We start from the raw sequence: 16,890 nt of genomic DNA, 5'->3' as shown, positions 1-16,890 counted from the left end.
AATTTATTTAGTTTATGTTGACGAAAGAAAAGGTACAACGTTTCCTCAAAGAGATAGAAGTGGATGATTTGGTGAACAATCTTCAGATCATGGGGAATGAGGTTTATATTGATATGACTGCCCATTCACCTGCCATGCACGAAAAGAAAAAGCTTGAAGCAGCTATGAAACAGGCTTTTGCAAGTGAGTTTGGAGAAGAAGTTAATCTGAAACTGAAAATCGTTTCTCCGGAACCGAGTGAGATTCAACAAAGTCAGATTAAAGGAAAACAAATTCCGGGAATTCAGAATATTATTGCTATTGCTTCCGGAAAAGGAGGGGTAGGAAAATCTACAGTTTCCGCAAATATCGCCGTAACACTGGCAAAAATGGGCTTCAAAGTTGGTTTGCTGGATGCTGATATCTATGGTCCGTCTGTTCCTACCATGTTTGATACGGAAGGACAAAAACCGATCTCTGTAGAAATTGATGGTAAAAACCTGATGAAACCGATTGAAAACTACGGAGTAAAAATGCTTTCCATAGGATATTTTTCAGGAGCTAATCAGGCAGTTGTATGGAGAGGGCCAATGGCTTCAAAGGCATTAAACCAGATGATAAGAGATGCAGCATGGGGCGAGCTTGATTTTTTACTGATCGATCTTCCTCCGGGAACCGGTGATATCCATCTTTCTATTATCCAAGAAGTTCCGGTAACAGGTGCCGTGATCGTGAGTACACCGCAACATGTAGCGCTGGCAGACGTAAGAAAGGGTATTGCCATGTTCCAGATGGAAAGCATCAATATCCCTGTTCTTGGATTAATCGAAAATATGGCGTATTTTACGCCGGAAGAATTACCAGAAAATAAATATTATATTTTTGGTAAGCAGGGCGCCCAGTATCTGGCAGAAGATCTGGGAATTCCTGTACTGGGAGAGATTCCTCTTATCCAGAGTATCAGAGAAGCTGGTGATGTAGGAAGGCCGGCGGCATTGCAGGAAAACTCCGTTATTGCAGATGTTTATACGGAGACTGCCCGTAAAATGGTGGAAAGCCTGGTGGAAAGAAATAAAAACCTGCCTCCAACAGAAGCTGTTAAGATCACTACAATGGCAGGTTGCTCACCAAAGTCAAAATAGTATTTCAATACAACCTGAAACCCAATTGAACTGAAAAAATATGGAAACAAATATAACACACGAAGATACAGTAACAAGGGTATTGGAAGCCCTGGAAAGTATCCGTCCGTTCCTGAATAAAGATGGAGGCGATATCGAGCTTATCGATGTGAAGGATAACCTGGTTTATGTAAAACTTTTAGGCAACTGTTCCGGATGTTCATTAAATTTTTCAACCCTGAAACTTGGCGTTGAAAATACCATTAAACAACACGCTCCGGAAATAGAAAAAGTAGTAAGCGTAGAGTAGAGAAAAATTAAATATATATTTTTAACAGACCTTTAAATTTAATAGGTCTGTTTTTTATTTTATAATGACTGTTATATTATTTCCTTAAAATTATAAACGCAGGCAACACATTTATCTTTACAAAGAAGGGATTTGAACACGGATTTCATTCTTTTATAATTTATCACATGTTGTTGAATTGTGTATATAATTGTTTTTAATTGATTTTTAAGAAATTATTAGAGAATTTATGAAAATTTTATAGTAATATTTCTACATGCTTGTGAATGTTATATGTATTATTTTTGTAGAAAATATTTACAGCACTAATATGGGGATGAATGCTAGTAATATACTTTTTTATTCATTTGATTTATATGTTTAATAATTTTTAGAGATTTTATAAAAATTATTTTCAACTGTAGATTCCTGAATTTCCGGAATCAGAAAACTGGTGTAATAAGTTTAAAAGAAAAACTCCTGATAGAAAGCTAATGGATAGAAATGTGTGTAGTATTTGGTCTGTAACTTGTATTGAAAACGTAAACAATAAAGAGAAGCTGTTTCCCTGTCTTACTGGGACTTTTATTTAAAAAACTAACTCTATGAAAAATATACTCATTGCTGACGGTCACTATGTGGTAAGGACAGGTACAGCTCTGGTGCTCAACTCAAAACTTCAATATCATTGCAATATAGATTTCGCTGAAACATATTCAGAAACAAAGGATATGGTTGCCGAAAAGGTATATGACCTCCTGATTATTGATATTGATATACCGGGCAGTATTTTTAAGGCAATGGTAAAAGATCTGAAAAAAAAGCAGAAACATCTTAAGATTTTATTTTTTTCTACTTATGATGACAATGTAGGGATACAATACATTGAAGAGGGTGCTGCGGGATACCTCAACAAAGGTGCTTCTGAAGCTGAAATTATTACAGCGGTAAATTCCATGTTCGAGGAAGGATATTACTATACCGTCAATATGATGAAAAAGCTCGTTACCCATACTGCAGGCAGTCATTCTGTGGAAAGGCTGTCAAAAAGAGAATTTCAGATTTTTAAACTTCTCGCCCAGGGAAACGGAAATATAGAAATTTCAAATATTCTCAATCTAAAAATGTCGACCATCAGTACTTATAAGAAAAAGATCTTTGAGAAACTGCAGGTAAAAAATGTAGTGGATCTTGTAAGAATCTATGATGATATGCATTAAAATCCACGATCCCGGCGAAATTCTTTCGTCGGGATCATGATTTAAAAGCTCGCAGAATAGTAATTTTAATCAGTCAGGCCTCCTTTAGGGGTTCGGTTTAATTAACTAATCATATTCTACTTTACAATGACTCTTTTTACATGCCCTTCTGTAGTTTTCACAAGATAAATTCCTGCAGAAAGTTTAGAAGTATCTATAGTTAAAGCATTTTTCTCCTTTTCGATTAATTTTCCGGACATATCATACAGCTCATAATCCTGTGCTCTGTTGAAATAAAGGGTATTTCCTTTGGATACGGGATTCGGGAATACATTAAAGGTTACTTTATCTGTTTTTACCTCACCGGATGCCAGAGTAGATGTACCGGCAATTTCATACATTGATAAGGTACCGCTTATTTCGTTCGCAACAATTACATAGCCTTTACCTGTGGTCGTATTTTCAGGTGCGATATAGATAATTCCTTCAGGTCCGTTGTCACCGCCATAAGCTGAGGTCATCCGGGAATGTTTATAATCGGTAAACGTAGGAGTATTCGGGTCTGTGATATTATAAACCATAACACCGCCCGTTCTTTCCAGGGTAATAAAAGCATATGTCTGCCCGTTGATATTTCCCAAAGCAACTCCTTCCGGTTCAGGGCCTTTAGCGCGGCTTCTGTTTTTTATTGTATTTGACTCGTTGTCAGTATTGAAAATCAGAGGATGATTGGCCGCGATATAACGTTCAAACTGATCTCCGCTGTCGTAAACGATTTGTCGGGTATCTGCATTGAATATGGAAAAAGATCTTGCTCCTAAGGCTGCAATCTCTTCAAAATCTGTATCACCATCCGTATTTCCTGTAGCATTGGAAACCCTGAATCTACCTAAATTATAAGACGCTTTCAAAATCTGCGATTGAGGAAATACCGAAGGATCGGGAATATAGCTATTTGCGCCGACCGTTGTTCTTTCACTGAACCCTGAAAGGTCTTTTTCATCTCCTTCGTTGGCTGTCACAATATAATGAGTAGTTCCCACTTTATAATTCTGAACAGCATCCGGAGTATAATACGCTTTTACAGGCCAGTTGGCGATTAGGATTTCATTATTGTTATCTGAAGCATCAAATCCGTTTCCCGGAATATTCATGTCTTTTTTACCCAATCCCCAGATTCCGGCAATGGTTTTTGTTGCTAAATTCACTTCTGCCACCGCATTGTTTTCCTGAAGCGTCACCCATGCCTTCTGACTATCGGAGCTGATCGTAATATATTCAGGCTCCAGATCCTGAGAAAGACTGTTATTGGTTCTTACTTTTCTTAACCCCGTTGCTGTTAAAGCGGCAACCTGTGAATCAAATGCATTAAAATTGAGGGTCGTTACATTTGATTGCGTAAGGTTTGCAATTCCACCCGAAATATCAATAATACTGATCGTTCCTTCCGGATCAACCGTGTAGGCATCATTTGGTTCTCCTTCATTGGCGGTCATTACTTTTGTGCCGTCCGGTGAGAAAGTTATCATATCCGGAAGAGCGCCTACGGTAACCTGCTTCAGGAAATTCCCGTTGATATCAAAGAACACTACAGAGCCGTTCTGCTGCGGATTGGTATTTGGAGAGGCAGCGGCAATGATTCCGTTTTTTACGGCAATGCTCGTAATACCGCCGTAAGGAGCCATGTTGATGGTATTAACAACCGTTGGTGCTGTAGGATTGCTGAAATTAATAATATCAAAAGCATCCGTAATAGAACTAATCGTAAACAGCCTCTGTGTTGCAGGATCATGAACGACAATTTCCGTAGAGCTGCTGTTGTTTCCGGAAGGATCAAAACTTCCGATATAGTTTAATGAAATCTGATTAGACGGGACAGGAGCCAGTTTGTCGTTATCAACAATATAAACCGTTGCATTATTGTCACCTGAAATAGTTGCTCCTACCGGGCTTTCGAGGCTCATTACAAAATATTCCGCCTGCTGCTCTTCTGCCGTATCATCGATGATCGGGATATTTACCGTATAGCTTGTTGTTGAGGGAGTGAGGTTAATAGTCTGATTGGCCAATGTAAAATCATTACTGTCAGCTGTGCTGAAAGGAGCAGGTTTCACTACAAGATTTACCGCAGCATTTGCCGGATTGGCAATATTTAATTTAAAAGCCAGCGTTCCGGCGTTCTCATTGACCTTAATAAAATTTTTATCTAAAGAAATGGACGTTCCTGCTGTAGTGAAAGTGGAAGAGGTTGACGTGCTTACAGCATTATCGCTTGTGTCTTCCACCGTATTGGGATTTAAAGCAAGATAATACGTCTGATTAGGAACTAAACCTGAAGTTGGTATTACGGTAATTTTGTTGTTGGCAAAGGTTGTTGTAAAAGGAATCTGAGTACCTGAAGCATTCCCCAATCTGAAATCAATAAGGTTCTGGGCATTGGCATCGGTAATTGCAGAATTGTCTGCCAGCCTTACATTTTCATTAAATGAAACGGTAGGGTTTACAGCAGTTGAGGCATTATTAGTGTTATTTACAGGAAAATAGCTTACCGTCGGAGGGGTAGTATCTGCGCCGCTTACCGCGGTTGCATCCACAGTAAAATTGTCGAAGCGGTTGTTTCCCACAGATCCTCCGCCGGCTGCCGAAAATTCAACCTTGAGCTTGAAATTGGGATTATCGGAGACTCCGGCCACTGCCGAAAAATCAAACGTAATCAACTGTGGATTGGCATCCTGCGGAGAAACCGTCTGATACGTCTGAAACGTAATTCCGTCCGTAGAATAAGACCAGGTTTGTGTTCCTGCGCCGGAGCCTGATCTTCTGGTTGTAAATTTCACAACAACATTTTGATATCCTGTCGTTGGCAAGTTGAACTGCAAATTGCCGTTAATAGGAAAATTATATCGCAAATGGGTTCCTGGAGCATCTCCGTTTCGTGCATTCAGGTTTTCTACGCTGAAATTCTGTCCTGTACCGCCTGCAAAATCAATTTCCGTTGTTCCGCTGATCACTGCTGTCATTGATCCTCCTGTTAAACTCACGGCAGGAGTGGTAATGGCAGCAGCTGATGTATTGTTGTTGAAATTCCAGTAGTGAATAAGGGATGCCTGACCGAAAACCGCTCCCTGAAGGAAAAATGCGGCTATAACAGAACCTTTTAGAAAGTAGTGATTTTTCATTTTTGCTGATATTAAATTTATGCAAAAATGGAATTTCTCCCTTTTAAATATTTTAAGGTAATTTTAATAAATGATTAATAAATAGGTTATTTAAGGAATAATAAAGAAAAAAATCAACCGTAAGAAATGTATCGTCATCAGATCTCTCTAAGAACGATTTTTAAACTTCATTGAATATTAGTTTTTCTACTTGGACACATTGCCCGAAAAATTCAGGTTCTTTCCGGTTGCTTTTCTCCCGTCAAGAGGATGTTTCTGCATATAAAAAAATCCCGAAATAGCAGTCAGAACCAATAAAATAAAAGCAACCAGAAAAATTCTTTTTATCATTTCTTTCATATCGCCAGATTTTTAATGTCCTTAATTTCTAATGTTGAGGTGGGATATCCTTTTTGTACTGCATAGATCATTGCTCTGCCCACTTCCCGTAAAGTTAGTGATTTTGCCGGTAATATGACAGGAAAAATCCAAATAAAAGGTTTAAAAAAACCATTTTACATTTTTCTGACCCTCAACAGGTTTCATAAATCCGGGGCGGAAATTATATGCTGCCCTGAACCCGAGTCTTCTTAAAGTATTTTCGGTTTTCCCCTTTACTCTTGCCCACATCATCTTTCCGCTCTCCGTGCCATCAGTATATGCACCGGAGACATAATTGAAAACCATATCCGGATTCATGTTGAGTGTAGCTTTGGCAAAATGGATGGTCGTATCAAAAGTTATTTTGGTGTATTCTTCTTCATTCATTCCGACGCTGCTGATGCCCGCACAGAAAAATACAGCGTCATAGCCTTTCAGATTTTCATCATGAGTAGGAATGGCAAGGAAATCCGGAACGATATACTCCCTCAGTTTTGCATGCTTTTTTCCGCTGGGTTTTCGGCTTACACTCAGAACTTCTGAAACATTAGGGTTTTCAAGGCATTCCATAAGAACACCTTCGCCAACCATTCCTGTGGCTCCTGTGAGAATTACTTTAATTGAACTCATTTTTTAATATTGTTATTATTGCTGACGTTCCTAAACTCTATTTTACTTTATAGAATATTAAAAATTATATTTTTTTTTTGAGATTAACGGAAATGTGATGATGAACGTAATTTATTCTCTTTTTGAAGCTATTTCCAGCTTTCGCTACTCGCTTTTTTATTTTAAAAAGAGCTCAGGCAGGCCGCTCAATCGTAAGTTTCATACGGCATTATGGAGAGATGTTTAGCCCTGACTGTTATCAACCTAAAAATATTGAGATTGAACATCTCGATCAGGAACTCACATTGCTGATCGATTTGGAAGAAGAGAAACACAGATACAGTGTTAAGCTTAAAGCTCTTCGTTTTAATCCTCACCTGAACCCCAATACAGAGAAGCATTATGAAAAAAGGCTTAAACAATTGGAAAAAGAGATCAAAGAAGTTGAACTTCGTCTTCCCGCACTTCAGGATGAGGAATTTAAAGAGATTAAGGATTTAATACAAAGTGTCTCAGGGATTGGTGGGAAAACAACGCTTCAGCTGATGGCTGCCACTTCCGGTTTTAAGAATTTTGATTCTGCCAAATCATTGGTTAAATACTTTGGCTTGGCACCCCGGATTTACCAGTCCGGCAGGAAATCTTATTCACCCGGTAAATGCAGAACTTCCAAAACCCATATCCGCAGCCTTCTTTATGTTTGTTCGTGGACAGCAATAAAGCATAATGTACCTTGTAAAGAGCTTTACCTTCGTTTAGTGGAAAAAGGAAAGCCCAAGAAATTAGCTTTAATTGCCGTTTGCAACAAGCTTTTAAGAATCTGTTTCGGTGTGGTAAAAACAAAATGGCTTATCAGGCAGATTATCAAAAGAACTTGAAAATTTTAACTTAAATAATTTGCATAAACATAGAACATCTGGGCTAAAAAAGAAGTCTTTCTTTTGAAATCTACATCACTGAAATGAAATATAGACTGTATTTACGATTTTCTGATCGGTGTAGATGATCAGTTCTTTATTTTTTGTTTTTACTTTATTCCAGTAATGATTTCCGGCAAACCGGCTTTCCATAACTTCAGCTTCAAAACCCGATTCGGAAATTTGTATTTCTTTAGGATAATAAGAAAATTTAGGAAGCTGAAAATCGGCAATTTCATACTCGTTAAAAATATTGACCTCACCAAAAAGTTTGGCAACATAAGCATTATAAGGATTTTTGAAAGCCTGTTCCGGATTTCCTTGCTGGATGATTGCTCCATTCTGCAATACGACGATCTCATCCAGCCACGGAATAATATCCTGAAGCTCATGCGTTGAAATAATCAGTGAAATATGCTGCTGTTTTACATAGCGGAATAGCTTTTCCCGCAGCTCAATTTTCCTCGGAAAATCAAGGTTACTGAAAGGTTCGTCAAGAATAAGCAACTTTGGAAGCACGGAAAGTGCCCGCGCTATGGCAACCCTCTGTTGCTGTCCGCCACTCAGGTATTTTGGAAGAACATGGGCAAATTCTTCAAGTCCTACAACTTCAAGAAGTTCGGCTACCGTTTCTCTTTTTTTTGCGAGATTAATATTGGAAATAAATTTGCCTACGTTTTCAGCCACAGTGGCGTAAGGCATCAGATCAAAATTCTGGGCAACAAATTTCATTTTCAGCTCGCCGGGAACAAGATTTCCTTTCGGGCCGAGCAGTTTTTCATTGTCAAAAACAATATTTCCGCTTTGCCAGTCGAGAAGTCCGTAAATCAGACTCAGTAAAGTCGATTTTCCGCATCCGCTTTCGCCGGCAAGTGCGATAATTTTACCTTCGTCAAAATGAAGGTTAAGGTTCTGAAACAAAGGTTTTTCTACAGAATATGAAAAATAAAGATTGTTTATTTCTAATAGCATATTACAAATGTAATGAATTGAAATCTTTTTAGGAAAGAACAATTTTTTTTATTATTTTAGCACAAGTAATAAAATTTCAAAGATTATGAAAAGAAAACTATTTTCGGTAGTTTTTTCTGCTTTTTTAGCCGCATTTGTCACAATTTCCTGTAAAAAGGAAAAACCACTTACAGGTGAGAGCAACGATGTGGCTACTGCTAAAGACGGTGCCCAGTTTACGGTAGATACTTTAAACAGTAAAGTAGAGTGGAAGGGATATAAAATTTTTAAATCTGAAAATACAGGTCATTTCGGTACCATTAAGTTTGAAAGTGGTGATGTAACCGTGAAAGATGCTGCGCTGCAGGGCGGAAAATTTGTTGCGGATATGACCTCTCTTACCTCTGAAGATCTGAAGAATGATGCTGGACAGCTGGAAAAACTTAATGGTCATCTGAAAAGTGGCGACTTCTTTGAAGTGGAAAAATTTCCAACGGCATCTTTTGAAATTACAAAGGTTACTCCATCATCAGAAGGAGATTACAATACGGTTCTCGATGGAAATTTAACAGTTAAAGGAATTACCAAGCCGGTTCAGTTCAAAGCCAATGTTTCTGTAAAGGAAGGTGTGGTAACCATTGCCACCGAGCCTAAAGATATCAGCAGAGAAGAATTTGGTGTTCAGTTCCAGAGTCCTGTAGAGAACGGGGTGATCAAGGATGAGATCACTATTCAGATCAACGTGAAAGCTTTAGAAAAAAAATAAGAAAGGCTAATTTCCTTTACATAAAAATAATTTTTTATTTACGTGAAAAAGTGATTGAAGTCTGCCTCTGAACGGGGCAGATTTTTTAACAATTTAAGGAAATATATTTCACCGAAAAACCGTATTTTTGCAAAACATTTTGAAAGGGTAAAACAATGATAGAAAAGATAGAAGAGTTACTTGTTGAGGTAAACAGCTTCAATGCCACATCAAAAGAGGAGATTGAGAACTTCCGTATTAAGTACAATGGAAAGAAAGGAATCCTGAATGATTTTTTTGAAAAATTCAAAGAGGTTCCTAATGACCAGAAGAAAGATTTCGGCCAGAAGATCAACACTCTGAAACAGGCAGTTAATGTAAAACTGGAGGATTTGAAAAATGCTTCAGCATCTTCTGTAGTGGTAGAAAAAGAAGATCTTACGAGACCTGCTTTCCCTTTGGAGCTGGGTTCGAGACATCCCATCAATCTGGTGAAAAACAGAATCATTGAGATTTTTAAATCTATCGGTTTTGCTGTGGCAGACGGACCTGAGATTGAAGACGACTGGCACAACTTCACCGCATTGAATCTTCCGGAGTACCATCCGGCAAGAGACATGCAGGATACTTTTTTTATTGAGCAAAACCCAGATATTCTTTTAAGAACGCATACTTCTTCGGTACAGATTCGTTATATGGAAGAAAATCAGCCGCCTATCAGAATTCTTTCTCCCGGAAGAGTATTCAGAAATGAAGCAGTTTCTTCACGTTCACATTGTATTTTCCATCAGATAGAAGGTTTATATATTGATGAAAACGTAAGCTTTGCAGACCTTAAACAGACTATTCAGTTTTTTACAACGGAACTTTTCGGAAAATCAAAGATTAGGTTAAGACCTTCCTATTTCCCTTTTACGGAGCCTAGTGCTGAAATCGATGTATACTGGGGATTAAATTCTGAAACAGATTACAGAATCACGAAAGGAACGGGCTGGCTGGAAATTATGGGATGCGGAATGGTGGATCCTGCCGTTTTGAAAAATGTAAATATCGATCCTGAAAAATATTCGGGTTATGCATTCGGAATGGGAATTGAAAGAATCGTAATGCTTCTTTACCAGATGAGCGATATCAGAATGTTTTTTGAAAACGATATCAGAACACTGGAACAGTTTAAGACTCTTTAATAGAATTTAACAAAATATATTAAAATCCTGTAAATTATTTTACAGGATTTTTTTATTATTTTTACATCCAAATTGCACCGATGTTTGAGAAATTAAGTTTTAGATCAAGAAGAATCGTTCACTATTCGTTGATTTTATGTATTTTACTTATACAGTTTTTAATTGCCGGATTTTTCTATAATGAGTTTATTACGAAGAAAAATTTAAAGTTTATTGAAAACCAGTTGAAAGAAATCAGTTCATTAGAAAATCTTACAGGCAACTCTAAAAAAGAATTGCTCAATGCACAGGTTGACTTTCAGAAATATCTCTCTACTGAAGACAAAAAATACCTGAAAGCCTATTTTGAATCTCTGCATAAGCTTGATAAGAACCTTGATAGCATTGGCGGATATAAAGATAAATACCCAAGACTGAAAAGTGCACTAGTTTTAGAAAATGGCAATTCGGCTAAAGTTCACAAATTGCAAAGCCTTATTGATTCTACTTACGAATATTCTACCAACTCCATCTTAAAAAAGCAAAATGCTTTTCCAGAAATCAGGAAGTACGATCTGGATTATAATTTCGATAGATTTAATGTAGAAACCAAAACCTATTCTGATACGATAAGAAAAAAGAAATTTTTCGGACGTATAAGAGATGCAATATCCGGAAAAGAGAGTGTACGAAAAGACAGTATTGTCGTTACCATGATGCAGGGTAGAAATCCTGATGCTGCTGTCATAAAAGCTCAGTTTGACAGTATTTTGAACGTCGTTAATAAACATTATAATGTACAGCTGAAGCAAATACGGACTAATGTAATCCAAAAAGAGAATCATAATACCGCGTTTTATAAAATATTCGGAAATCTGTTAATGTATGGGAACAGTGTTATGAATATTTATGATCATGCAATAAAGAATTCACGGGCTGATCTGGAGAAAGAATATTACAAACAAAATTCTTTTAATAACAGAATCAGGATGAATCTTATATTCGGCGCTATGATTCTGATGCTCATAATATCGGTACTTATCATGATGCTTACAAGCATCGCCTTTTCTTACGAAAAGAGACTGAAAGCGGCAAATATTCAGATCAATGCAAATCTCGAATTTAAAAACCGGATTTTAGGAATGTTAAGCCACGAATTAAGATCGCCTTTAAAAATTATTGGAATTCTTATCAACAGAATACGTGAGAAAACGGATGATGATGAAATACAAGAATATCTCAAATCCATTGGTTTTACAAGCAATACCTTACTGCTTCAATCTAATCAGATTTTAGAATATACAAAAAACCAGCATGTGAAAAATAAACTGATTCCTGTTGTTTTTAATCTCAATGATCAGGTCACATCGATATTAAATTCTATTGAAGCCTACATAAAAACAAGAAATAATAAATTTACTGTTAATAAAGTTATCGATCCGGAGCTTATCCTGTATTCTGATAACACAAAGATCAGCCAGATTTTCATGAATATTCTTGGTAATGCGAACAAGTTTACAGAAAATGGAGAAATAAGCGTCGATATAAAAACAGAAAAAACAGATGATTTCAATATTGTACTGATTACTGAAATTATGGATACCGGCGTTGGTATTGCAGAGTCTGATCTTAAAAAGATTTTTGAGCCTTATTATCAGGGTGTTCTATCCGATGATGTAGAGAACATCGGCGCAGGATTGGGGTTGAGTTTGTGTAGAGAACTGGTAGAGCTGTATAATGGGAAAATATCGGTTCAGAGCCATCCGGGTAAAGGAACAACAGTTAATTTTTTTCTTAATTTAAAAATCCATTATGATATATAAAGATGACGAGCCTCTTCTGTTTTTACTGGCAGATGACCATAGTCTCATCCGACAGGGAATGGTGTTTATGCTGGATGCGACAGCTCTTAATTATAAAGTTTTTCATGCGTCAAATTTTCAGCAGATAATGGACTGTATCAATACTCATCCAATCCATATTGCGATTATTGATGCCCATTTTCCTGAAGGAAACAGTCTTCAGATCATATCTGAAATCAAACAAAAAAGGCCGGATATCAGAATTCTTATTTTTTCCGGAATTGATGAGAACGTACATGCTCTGAAGTACCTTAATGCGGGCGCAAATGGTTTTTTAAGCAAGCTCAGTGAAGAAAAGGAGATACAGCAGGCAATAGTAGATATTGTCAATAAAGGCGAATATATTTCTCCTGCAACGCAGGCTCTGCTAATGAGTTCTCTGAATAACCGGAATCTGGTTAATCCATTATTATCTTTAACAGAAAGAGAGCTGGAGATTGCCCGGATGTATTCGGCAGGTCACGGAAATCTGGAAATTGCCAATATGCTGGATGTAAAGCAGAATACCATCAGTACAATTAAGAAAAGAATATTCAAAAAACTGAAAATAGAAAATATTGTAGAACTGATAGAATTCATTAAAAACCACTCATGATACTGTTGTAGAAAAATATCTACAATAATATCGATATATATCTAAAATATCTTTAGTGATTATATACTTACAGAGCTATATCTTTGTACCATAATAATCAGCTATTATTAATCCCCTATTAAAACGATCTTTGATTCTAAGAACACAAATGATGAATTAAAAAAAAGGGTCAAAGATCAAAAAAACGCAAATGATGAATTTTAAGCATATCTTCGGGGAAGTAGATGTGCTTATTACGATCAGATGCAAAAATGAACCTCCGAGTTTTCGGAGGTTTTATTTTATTTGGTAAACTTTAAAGGATATTTTACATTACTATATCCGTCAATACTTGCTTTCAGAGATCCTACTGCAAGTTCAGCCTTCAGAAGCATCGGAAGATGATTGGCATCATTGGTAACCCACATTGTAACGCCTTCCTTTTCTTTGAATACCCTTCCGCTTTTCACCGATGGAATGATTTTCAGACAATTGATGGTGCCGAATTTAGTCTTAAGATTTTCTGTTCCGGTTACCTTCAGCTGAAAAGGAAACATTTCATCATCAATCCATACATTCATATTAATTACTGTTCCTACTTTCAGCTCGGAAGTACTTTTACTTCGAAGATAATAAAAACAGGAAAGCATGTCTTGAACCCCTTTCACGGATTTTAAAACCTTAGAACCGTTGGCAGGTGTTTTTTTGTCTGTGAGGACCAAAGTGTTATTATCGTGGTGAAATGTCGTCTCAAGATGCTGGCGGTAACTTCCTTCTTTTACATTTCTTACATAAAAACTCGGAAGTTCGGTATTCATATTAATATAACTTTCATAAAGATCATCAACCTTAAAAAATGCTCTTACCGCTCCTGTGGTTTGTCCGGTTCCCTTTACATAAAGATGTGGGACACCCCTGTAGGCTGTTTTTCTGGCTGTTAAATTGGCTGTTCCTGCGTTTAGAAAACCATAATGAATTCGCAGGCTGATAGATTCTCCATCTTCAATATTGGTAATCTGACTGAAACTTAGAGCAAACAGAAAAACCATAAATACACTTAAAAATTTTTTCATAATCAAAATTTTACAAAAACACTGCCAAATACAATAACGTCAGATTCTTAAAGGTATTTGATAAATCTCAGTTTTTTATTTAGACTGAATTAAATATGCTTCGCATTAAAATTAGTAAATTTGCAGCCACAAGTATAATTAAATTATCTTATTATTATGATAACGACCGATATATTGATCATAGGAGCCGGGCCTACCGGGCTTTTTGCTGTATTTGAAGCAGGTTTACTAAAAATGAAGTGCCATATCATTGATGCGCTTCCACAACCGGGAGGACAGCTGGCCGAACTTTATCCCAAAAAGCCTATTTTCGATATTCCGGGTTATCCATCTGTGAATGCAGGGGAACTTGTCGATAACCTGATGGAACAGATCAAGCAGTTTCAGCCGGGATTCACATTGGGAGAGACCGCTGTTTCTTACACCAAAGTAGATGATGAATGGTTTGAAGTGATCACCAATAAAGGAACCGTGCACAGAGCAAAAGCCATTGCCATTGCCGGAGGGTTGGGAACTTTTGAACCGAGAAAACCTACCATAGAGAATGTCGCAGATTATGAAGAAAAGGGACTGGAATATTTTGTAAAAGAACCTGAACATTTCAGAAATAAAAAAGTAGTGATTGCCGGAGGTGGAGATTCTGCACTGGACTGGAGTATTTTCCTTTCTAATGTAGCAAGCGAAGTAACCTTGATTCACAGAAGAAACGAGTTCCGTGGTGCTTTGGATTCAGTGGAAAAAGTTCAGGATCTTAAAAATCAGGGGAAAATAAAATTAATTACACCTGCCGAAGTTACCGCCATTAAAGGTGAGGGAAAAGTGGAGGCAATTACCGTAGCTGTAGACGGACAGGATCCTTACGATATCGAAACAGATTACTTTATTCCGTTGTTTGGATTGACACCAAAATTGGGTGAGATAGGGAACTGGGGACTGAATATCGAGAAAAACGCGATTGTTGTAAATAATGCTTTAGATTACCAGACGAATATCGACGGAATTTACGCCATCGGAGATATCAACACCTATCCTGGAAAACTTAAACTGATTCTTTGCGGCTTCCATGAAGCTACGTTAATGTGTCAGAGTGTATACAACAGGTTGAATCCGGGCAAGAAATTCGTTCTAAAGTACACAACGGTAAGCGGAGTAGACGGATTCGACGGAAGTCGAAAAGAAGCTGAAAAAGCTGTTGTGAAAAAAATTGACTAAATTTGTTGTCTGTTGACGGTTAATGTTGAAAAATGACCGCCATCAACCATTAACAAAGAATTATCAACTAAAATGAGTGATATAAATATAAAAATCACCGACCGGGAAGGTGTTACCCACGATGTGGTAGCTCCCACCGATATGTCGATGAATTTGATGGAGATTATCCGTTCTTATGAACTTGCAGAAGAAGGCACCATCGGAGTATGCGGAGGAATGGCAATGTGTGCTTCCTGCCAGGTTTATGTGATCAATGATCCGGGACTGGAAGAAATGGGTGCAGAAGAAGACGCCATGTTAGGTGAAGCTTTTCATGTGCAGGACAACAGCAGATTGGGTTGCCAATTGCATATCGTTCCCGAAATGGAAGGTTTGGAAGTGGAAATTGCTCCTTATCCTTAGAAAATTTTATTTAAATTATAAAAGCAACACCCGAAGACTTTCTTCGGGTGTTGCTTTTATAATAGATTTATGTTTCATCCTTTGAAATCCATTTTCCCACCGTCGGAGCTTTATAATTTCTCATCATTTCCAACAATTCATCAATATTATTACTAATCAGCAGCATATCGCGGTTAATTTGCTTTAAAAATCCTTTTTCCACCATATTTTGAACAAGGTTTAGTAAATCATCATAAAATCCGTCAATATTAAGAATGCCAATCGGTTTTTGATGAAGCCCAAGCTGCGCCCAGGTAATCATTTCGAAGAATTCTTCTAGCGTACCGTAACCTCCGGGAAGTACGATTACGCTGTCACACAATTCATTCATTTTGGTCTTTCTTTCATGCATGGTTTCAACCAGAATCAGTTCGGTAAGCTGTTTGTGGGCAATTTCTTTGGATTGCAGAAAATAGGGAAGAACGCCCACCACTTTTCCTCCGGCCTGTAAAGCTCCATCAGCAACAGCGCCCATCAGACCGACATTTGCGCCGCCGTAGATCAGTTGTATATTGTTTTTTGCCAGCGTTTGTCCGAGCAGTGCTGCCTGATCTTTATAAATATCTTCCGAACCAAAACTTGATCCGCAGAATACGGTGATGTTTTTCATTGTTAAATTTAAAAAATAGAGTTAGAATTTTCTTTTCTGGGGAGATTGCCTGTTTGAGAAGAATGATAAAATTTCCACAGTGCTCTCCTGTATGCGATAATACATAGTATTGAATTCCAGAATAATTACCTTGTGAATGCCTTTGCTTTCGGATACCGGAAATATAAAAGGATTTTGAGATATAATTTCTATCGAACTTTCTATTTTATGGGCAAGCCTTCTAATCTCTTTATCTGTAAAGTTATTATGAAGATACTCTATAGTCTTCTCTAACTCCTCTAAAGCATGTGGAGTCCAGAAGACCTTATAACCACTTTCCATATAATTTTCTGGCTTCGGAATGAGGTTTTAATTCTTTATTATCAGCTTCGGATATTCCCTTTTCAATAGATTTTTTCTCTTCTTCCGAAATCGCATTCCACCAGTCTTTAGTTTCCTCTTTTCTGAATTGGATCAGTTTTTTTATAATAGAAGTATCCTCCAATGTAGACAACCATTGAATTAATTCAAGTTTTTCATTGAGAGTCTGTGTGTTCATAATTGGTATTATTTATTCAAATTTAAAAATTTTAAATAAAAATCTGTAAAGATTTAGAAACAAAA

Annotated in this window: 18 protein-coding genes; 10 read left to right on the top strand and 8 right to left on the bottom strand. The window is 37.2% G+C overall.

The annotated features are described in order from the left end of the window. The first annotated feature begins 14 nt into the window (after positions 1–14). The 3 genes from ACYT6F_RS01110 (at position 15) to ACYT6F_RS01100 (ending at position 2,609) form a co-directional block, all read left to right on the top strand. Entirely contained in the window at positions 15–1,121 is a 1,107-nt protein-coding gene (locus tag ACYT6F_RS01110) for an Mrp/NBP35 family ATP-binding protein (RefSeq protein ID WP_472599501.1), read from the top strand. Positions 1,122–1,161: 40 nt separating this feature from the next. After that, complete coding sequence (locus tag ACYT6F_RS01105) at positions 1,162–1,410, top strand: NifU family protein (RefSeq protein WP_169229467.1); 249 nt, start codon at positions 1,162–1,164, stop codon at positions 1,408–1,410. 584 nt (positions 1,411–1,994) lie between these two features. After that, positions 1,995–2,609: a LuxR C-terminal-related transcriptional regulator gene (locus tag ACYT6F_RS01100; RefSeq protein WP_472599500.1), complete on the top strand. Its 615-nt coding sequence runs from the start codon at positions 1,995–1,997 to the stop codon at positions 2,607–2,609. A gap of 116 nt (positions 2,610–2,725) precedes the next feature. Here the strand turns inward: ACYT6F_RS01100 and ACYT6F_RS01095 are convergent, their stop codons facing one another. The 3 genes from ACYT6F_RS01095 to ACYT6F_RS01085 all read right to left on the bottom strand — a co-directional run bounded on the left by ACYT6F_RS01095 (position 2,726) and on the right by ACYT6F_RS01085 (position 6,757). After that, positions 2,726–5,767, bottom strand: coding sequence for a choice-of-anchor I family protein (locus ACYT6F_RS01095; protein ID WP_472599499.1), 3,042 nt, complete (start codon positions 5,765–5,767; stop codon positions 2,726–2,728). A 186-nt stretch (positions 5,768–5,953) separates the two neighbouring features. After that, a complete protein-coding gene (locus ACYT6F_RS01090; RefSeq protein WP_472599498.1) occupies positions 5,954–6,106 on the bottom strand; it encodes a hypothetical protein in 153 nt (50 codons plus the stop codon). 141 nt (positions 6,107–6,247) lie between these two features. Next, the gene (locus ACYT6F_RS01085; RefSeq protein ID WP_472599497.1) at positions 6,248–6,757 is read right to left on the bottom strand and encodes an NAD-dependent epimerase/dehydratase family protein; all 510 of its coding nucleotides are present in this window, start codon (positions 6,755–6,757) and stop codon (positions 6,248–6,250) included. A gap of 218 nt (positions 6,758–6,975) precedes the next feature. On the opposite strand from ACYT6F_RS01085, the gene ACYT6F_RS01080 reads away from it, so the two are divergent. Beyond that, positions 6,976–7,614: a transposase gene (locus tag ACYT6F_RS01080; protein WP_472599496.1), complete on the top strand. Its 639-nt coding sequence runs from the start codon at positions 6,976–6,978 to the stop codon at positions 7,612–7,614. A 75-nt stretch (positions 7,615–7,689) separates the two neighbouring features. Here ACYT6F_RS01080 and ACYT6F_RS01075 read toward each other — a convergent pair whose 3' ends face one another. After that, a complete protein-coding gene (locus ACYT6F_RS01075; protein WP_472599495.1) occupies positions 7,690–8,625 on the bottom strand; it encodes a sulfate/molybdate ABC transporter ATP-binding protein in 936 nt (311 codons plus the stop codon). Between the two features lie 85 nt (positions 8,626–8,710). Here ACYT6F_RS01075 and ACYT6F_RS01070 point away from each other — a divergent pair, with 85 nt between their 5' ends. The 4 genes from ACYT6F_RS01070 to ACYT6F_RS01055 all read left to right on the top strand — a co-directional run bounded on the left by ACYT6F_RS01070 (position 8,711) and on the right by ACYT6F_RS01055 (position 12,972). Beyond that, positions 8,711–9,370 carry a YceI family protein gene (locus ACYT6F_RS01070; protein WP_472599494.1) on the top strand — a complete coding sequence of 220 codons (660 nt, stop codon included), beginning with the start codon at positions 8,711–8,713 and terminating at the stop codon, positions 9,368–9,370. A 155-nt stretch (positions 9,371–9,525) separates the two neighbouring features. Then, a complete protein-coding gene (gene pheS, locus ACYT6F_RS01065; RefSeq protein ID WP_472599493.1) occupies positions 9,526–10,536 on the top strand; it encodes a phenylalanine--tRNA ligase subunit alpha in 1,011 nt (336 codons plus the stop codon). 80 nt (positions 10,537–10,616) lie between these two features. After that, complete coding sequence (locus ACYT6F_RS01060) at positions 10,617–12,338, top strand: sensor histidine kinase (protein ID WP_472599492.1); 1,722 nt, start codon at positions 10,617–10,619, stop codon at positions 12,336–12,338. Next, positions 12,328–12,972, top strand: coding sequence for a response regulator (locus ACYT6F_RS01055; protein WP_472599491.1), 645 nt, complete (start codon positions 12,328–12,330; stop codon positions 12,970–12,972). Before ACYT6F_RS01060 ends, ACYT6F_RS01055 begins: the two co-directional genes overlap by 11 nt. 281 nt (positions 12,973–13,253) lie before the next feature. Here the strand turns inward: ACYT6F_RS01055 and ACYT6F_RS01050 are convergent, their stop codons facing one another. Further along, entirely contained in the window at positions 13,254–14,024 is a 771-nt protein-coding gene (locus tag ACYT6F_RS01050) for a DUF3108 domain-containing protein (protein ID WP_472599490.1), read from the bottom strand. 156 nt (positions 14,025–14,180) lie between these two features. Between ACYT6F_RS01050 and ACYT6F_RS01045 the strand changes: the two genes are divergently transcribed. Together ACYT6F_RS01045 and ACYT6F_RS01040 are read left to right on the top strand one after the other, a co-directional pair. Beyond that, the gene (locus tag ACYT6F_RS01045) at positions 14,181–15,236 is read left to right on the top strand and encodes an NAD(P)/FAD-dependent oxidoreductase (RefSeq protein WP_472599489.1); all 1,056 of its coding nucleotides are present in this window, start codon (positions 14,181–14,183) and stop codon (positions 15,234–15,236) included. A 72-nt stretch (positions 15,237–15,308) separates the two neighbouring features. After that, positions 15,309–15,638, top strand: coding sequence for a 2Fe-2S iron-sulfur cluster-binding family protein (locus ACYT6F_RS01040; protein WP_472599488.1), 330 nt, complete (start codon positions 15,309–15,311; stop codon positions 15,636–15,638). A gap of 67 nt (positions 15,639–15,705) precedes the next feature. Here the strand turns inward: ACYT6F_RS01040 and ACYT6F_RS01035 are convergent, their stop codons facing one another. Genes ACYT6F_RS01035 through ACYT6F_RS01025 form a run of 3 tightly spaced genes read right to left on the bottom strand, consistent with a single transcriptional unit; the run spans position 15,706 to position 16,825 of the window. Then, complete coding sequence (locus ACYT6F_RS01035; protein ID WP_472599487.1) at positions 15,706–16,287, bottom strand: LOG family protein; 582 nt, start codon at positions 16,285–16,287, stop codon at positions 15,706–15,708. A gap of 21 nt (positions 16,288–16,308) precedes the next feature. Beyond that, positions 16,309–16,608, bottom strand: a complete 300-nt coding sequence (locus ACYT6F_RS01030) for a type II toxin-antitoxin system RelE/ParE family toxin (protein ID WP_472599486.1) — start codon at positions 16,606–16,608, stop codon at positions 16,309–16,311. Beyond that, positions 16,592–16,825: a hypothetical protein gene (locus ACYT6F_RS01025; protein ID WP_472599485.1), complete on the bottom strand. Its 234-nt coding sequence runs from the start codon at positions 16,823–16,825 to the stop codon at positions 16,592–16,594. The genes ACYT6F_RS01030 and ACYT6F_RS01025 overlap by 17 nt, the downstream gene beginning before the upstream one ends. Positions 16,826–16,890 lie beyond the last annotated feature (65 nt).

This window comes from Chryseobacterium sp. NG-CE01 (genome assembly GCF_055695505.1).
Note: the sequence above shows the minus strand (reverse complement) of the source record. Positions and strands in the feature narration are given on the sequence as shown.

Excerpts from the sequence above, each read along its gene's own strand:
- ACYT6F_RS01110 (WP_472599501.1), top strand. The coding sequence starts at position 15 with ATGTTGACGAAAGAAAAGGTACAACGTTTCCTCAAAGAGATAGAAGTG.
- ACYT6F_RS01105 (WP_169229467.1), top strand. The coding sequence starts at position 1,162 with ATGGAAACAAATATAACACACGAAGATACAGTAACAAGGGTATTGGAA.
- ACYT6F_RS01100 (WP_472599500.1), top strand. The coding sequence starts at position 1,995 with ATGAAAAATATACTCATTGCTGACGGTCACTATGTGGTAAGGACAGGT.
- ACYT6F_RS01095 (WP_472599499.1), bottom strand. The coding sequence starts at position 5,767 with ATGAAAAATCACTACTTTCTAAAAGGTTCTGTTATAGCCGCATTTTTC.
- ACYT6F_RS01090 (WP_472599498.1), bottom strand. The coding sequence starts at position 6,106 with ATGAAAGAAATGATAAAAAGAATTTTTCTGGTTGCTTTTATTTTATTG.
- ACYT6F_RS01085 (WP_472599497.1), bottom strand. The coding sequence starts at position 6,757 with ATGAGTTCAATTAAAGTAATTCTCACAGGAGCCACAGGAATGGTTGGC.
- ACYT6F_RS01080 (WP_472599496.1), top strand. The coding sequence starts at position 6,976 with ATGTTTAGCCCTGACTGTTATCAACCTAAAAATATTGAGATTGAACAT.
- ACYT6F_RS01075 (WP_472599495.1), bottom strand. The coding sequence starts at position 8,625 with ATGCTATTAGAAATAAACAATCTTTATTTTTCATATTCTGTAGAAAAA.
- ACYT6F_RS01070 (WP_472599494.1), top strand. The coding sequence starts at position 8,711 with ATGAAAAGAAAACTATTTTCGGTAGTTTTTTCTGCTTTTTTAGCCGCA.
- pheS (WP_472599493.1), top strand. The coding sequence starts at position 9,526 with ATGATAGAAAAGATAGAAGAGTTACTTGTTGAGGTAAACAGCTTCAAT.
- ACYT6F_RS01060 (WP_472599492.1), top strand. The coding sequence starts at position 10,617 with ATGTTTGAGAAATTAAGTTTTAGATCAAGAAGAATCGTTCACTATTCG.
- ACYT6F_RS01055 (WP_472599491.1), top strand. The coding sequence starts at position 12,328 with ATGATATATAAAGATGACGAGCCTCTTCTGTTTTTACTGGCAGATGAC.
- ACYT6F_RS01050 (WP_472599490.1), bottom strand. The coding sequence starts at position 14,024 with ATGAAAAAATTTTTAAGTGTATTTATGGTTTTTCTGTTTGCTCTAAGT.
- ACYT6F_RS01045 (WP_472599489.1), top strand. The coding sequence starts at position 14,181 with ATGATAACGACCGATATATTGATCATAGGAGCCGGGCCTACCGGGCTT.
- ACYT6F_RS01040 (WP_472599488.1), top strand. The coding sequence starts at position 15,309 with ATGAGTGATATAAATATAAAAATCACCGACCGGGAAGGTGTTACCCAC.
- ACYT6F_RS01035 (WP_472599487.1), bottom strand. The coding sequence starts at position 16,287 with ATGAAAAACATCACCGTATTCTGCGGATCAAGTTTTGGTTCGGAAGAT.
- ACYT6F_RS01030 (WP_472599486.1), bottom strand. The coding sequence starts at position 16,608 with ATGGAAAGTGGTTATAAGGTCTTCTGGACTCCACATGCTTTAGAGGAG.
- ACYT6F_RS01025 (WP_472599485.1), bottom strand. The coding sequence starts at position 16,825 with ATGAACACACAGACTCTCAATGAAAAACTTGAATTAATTCAATGGTTG.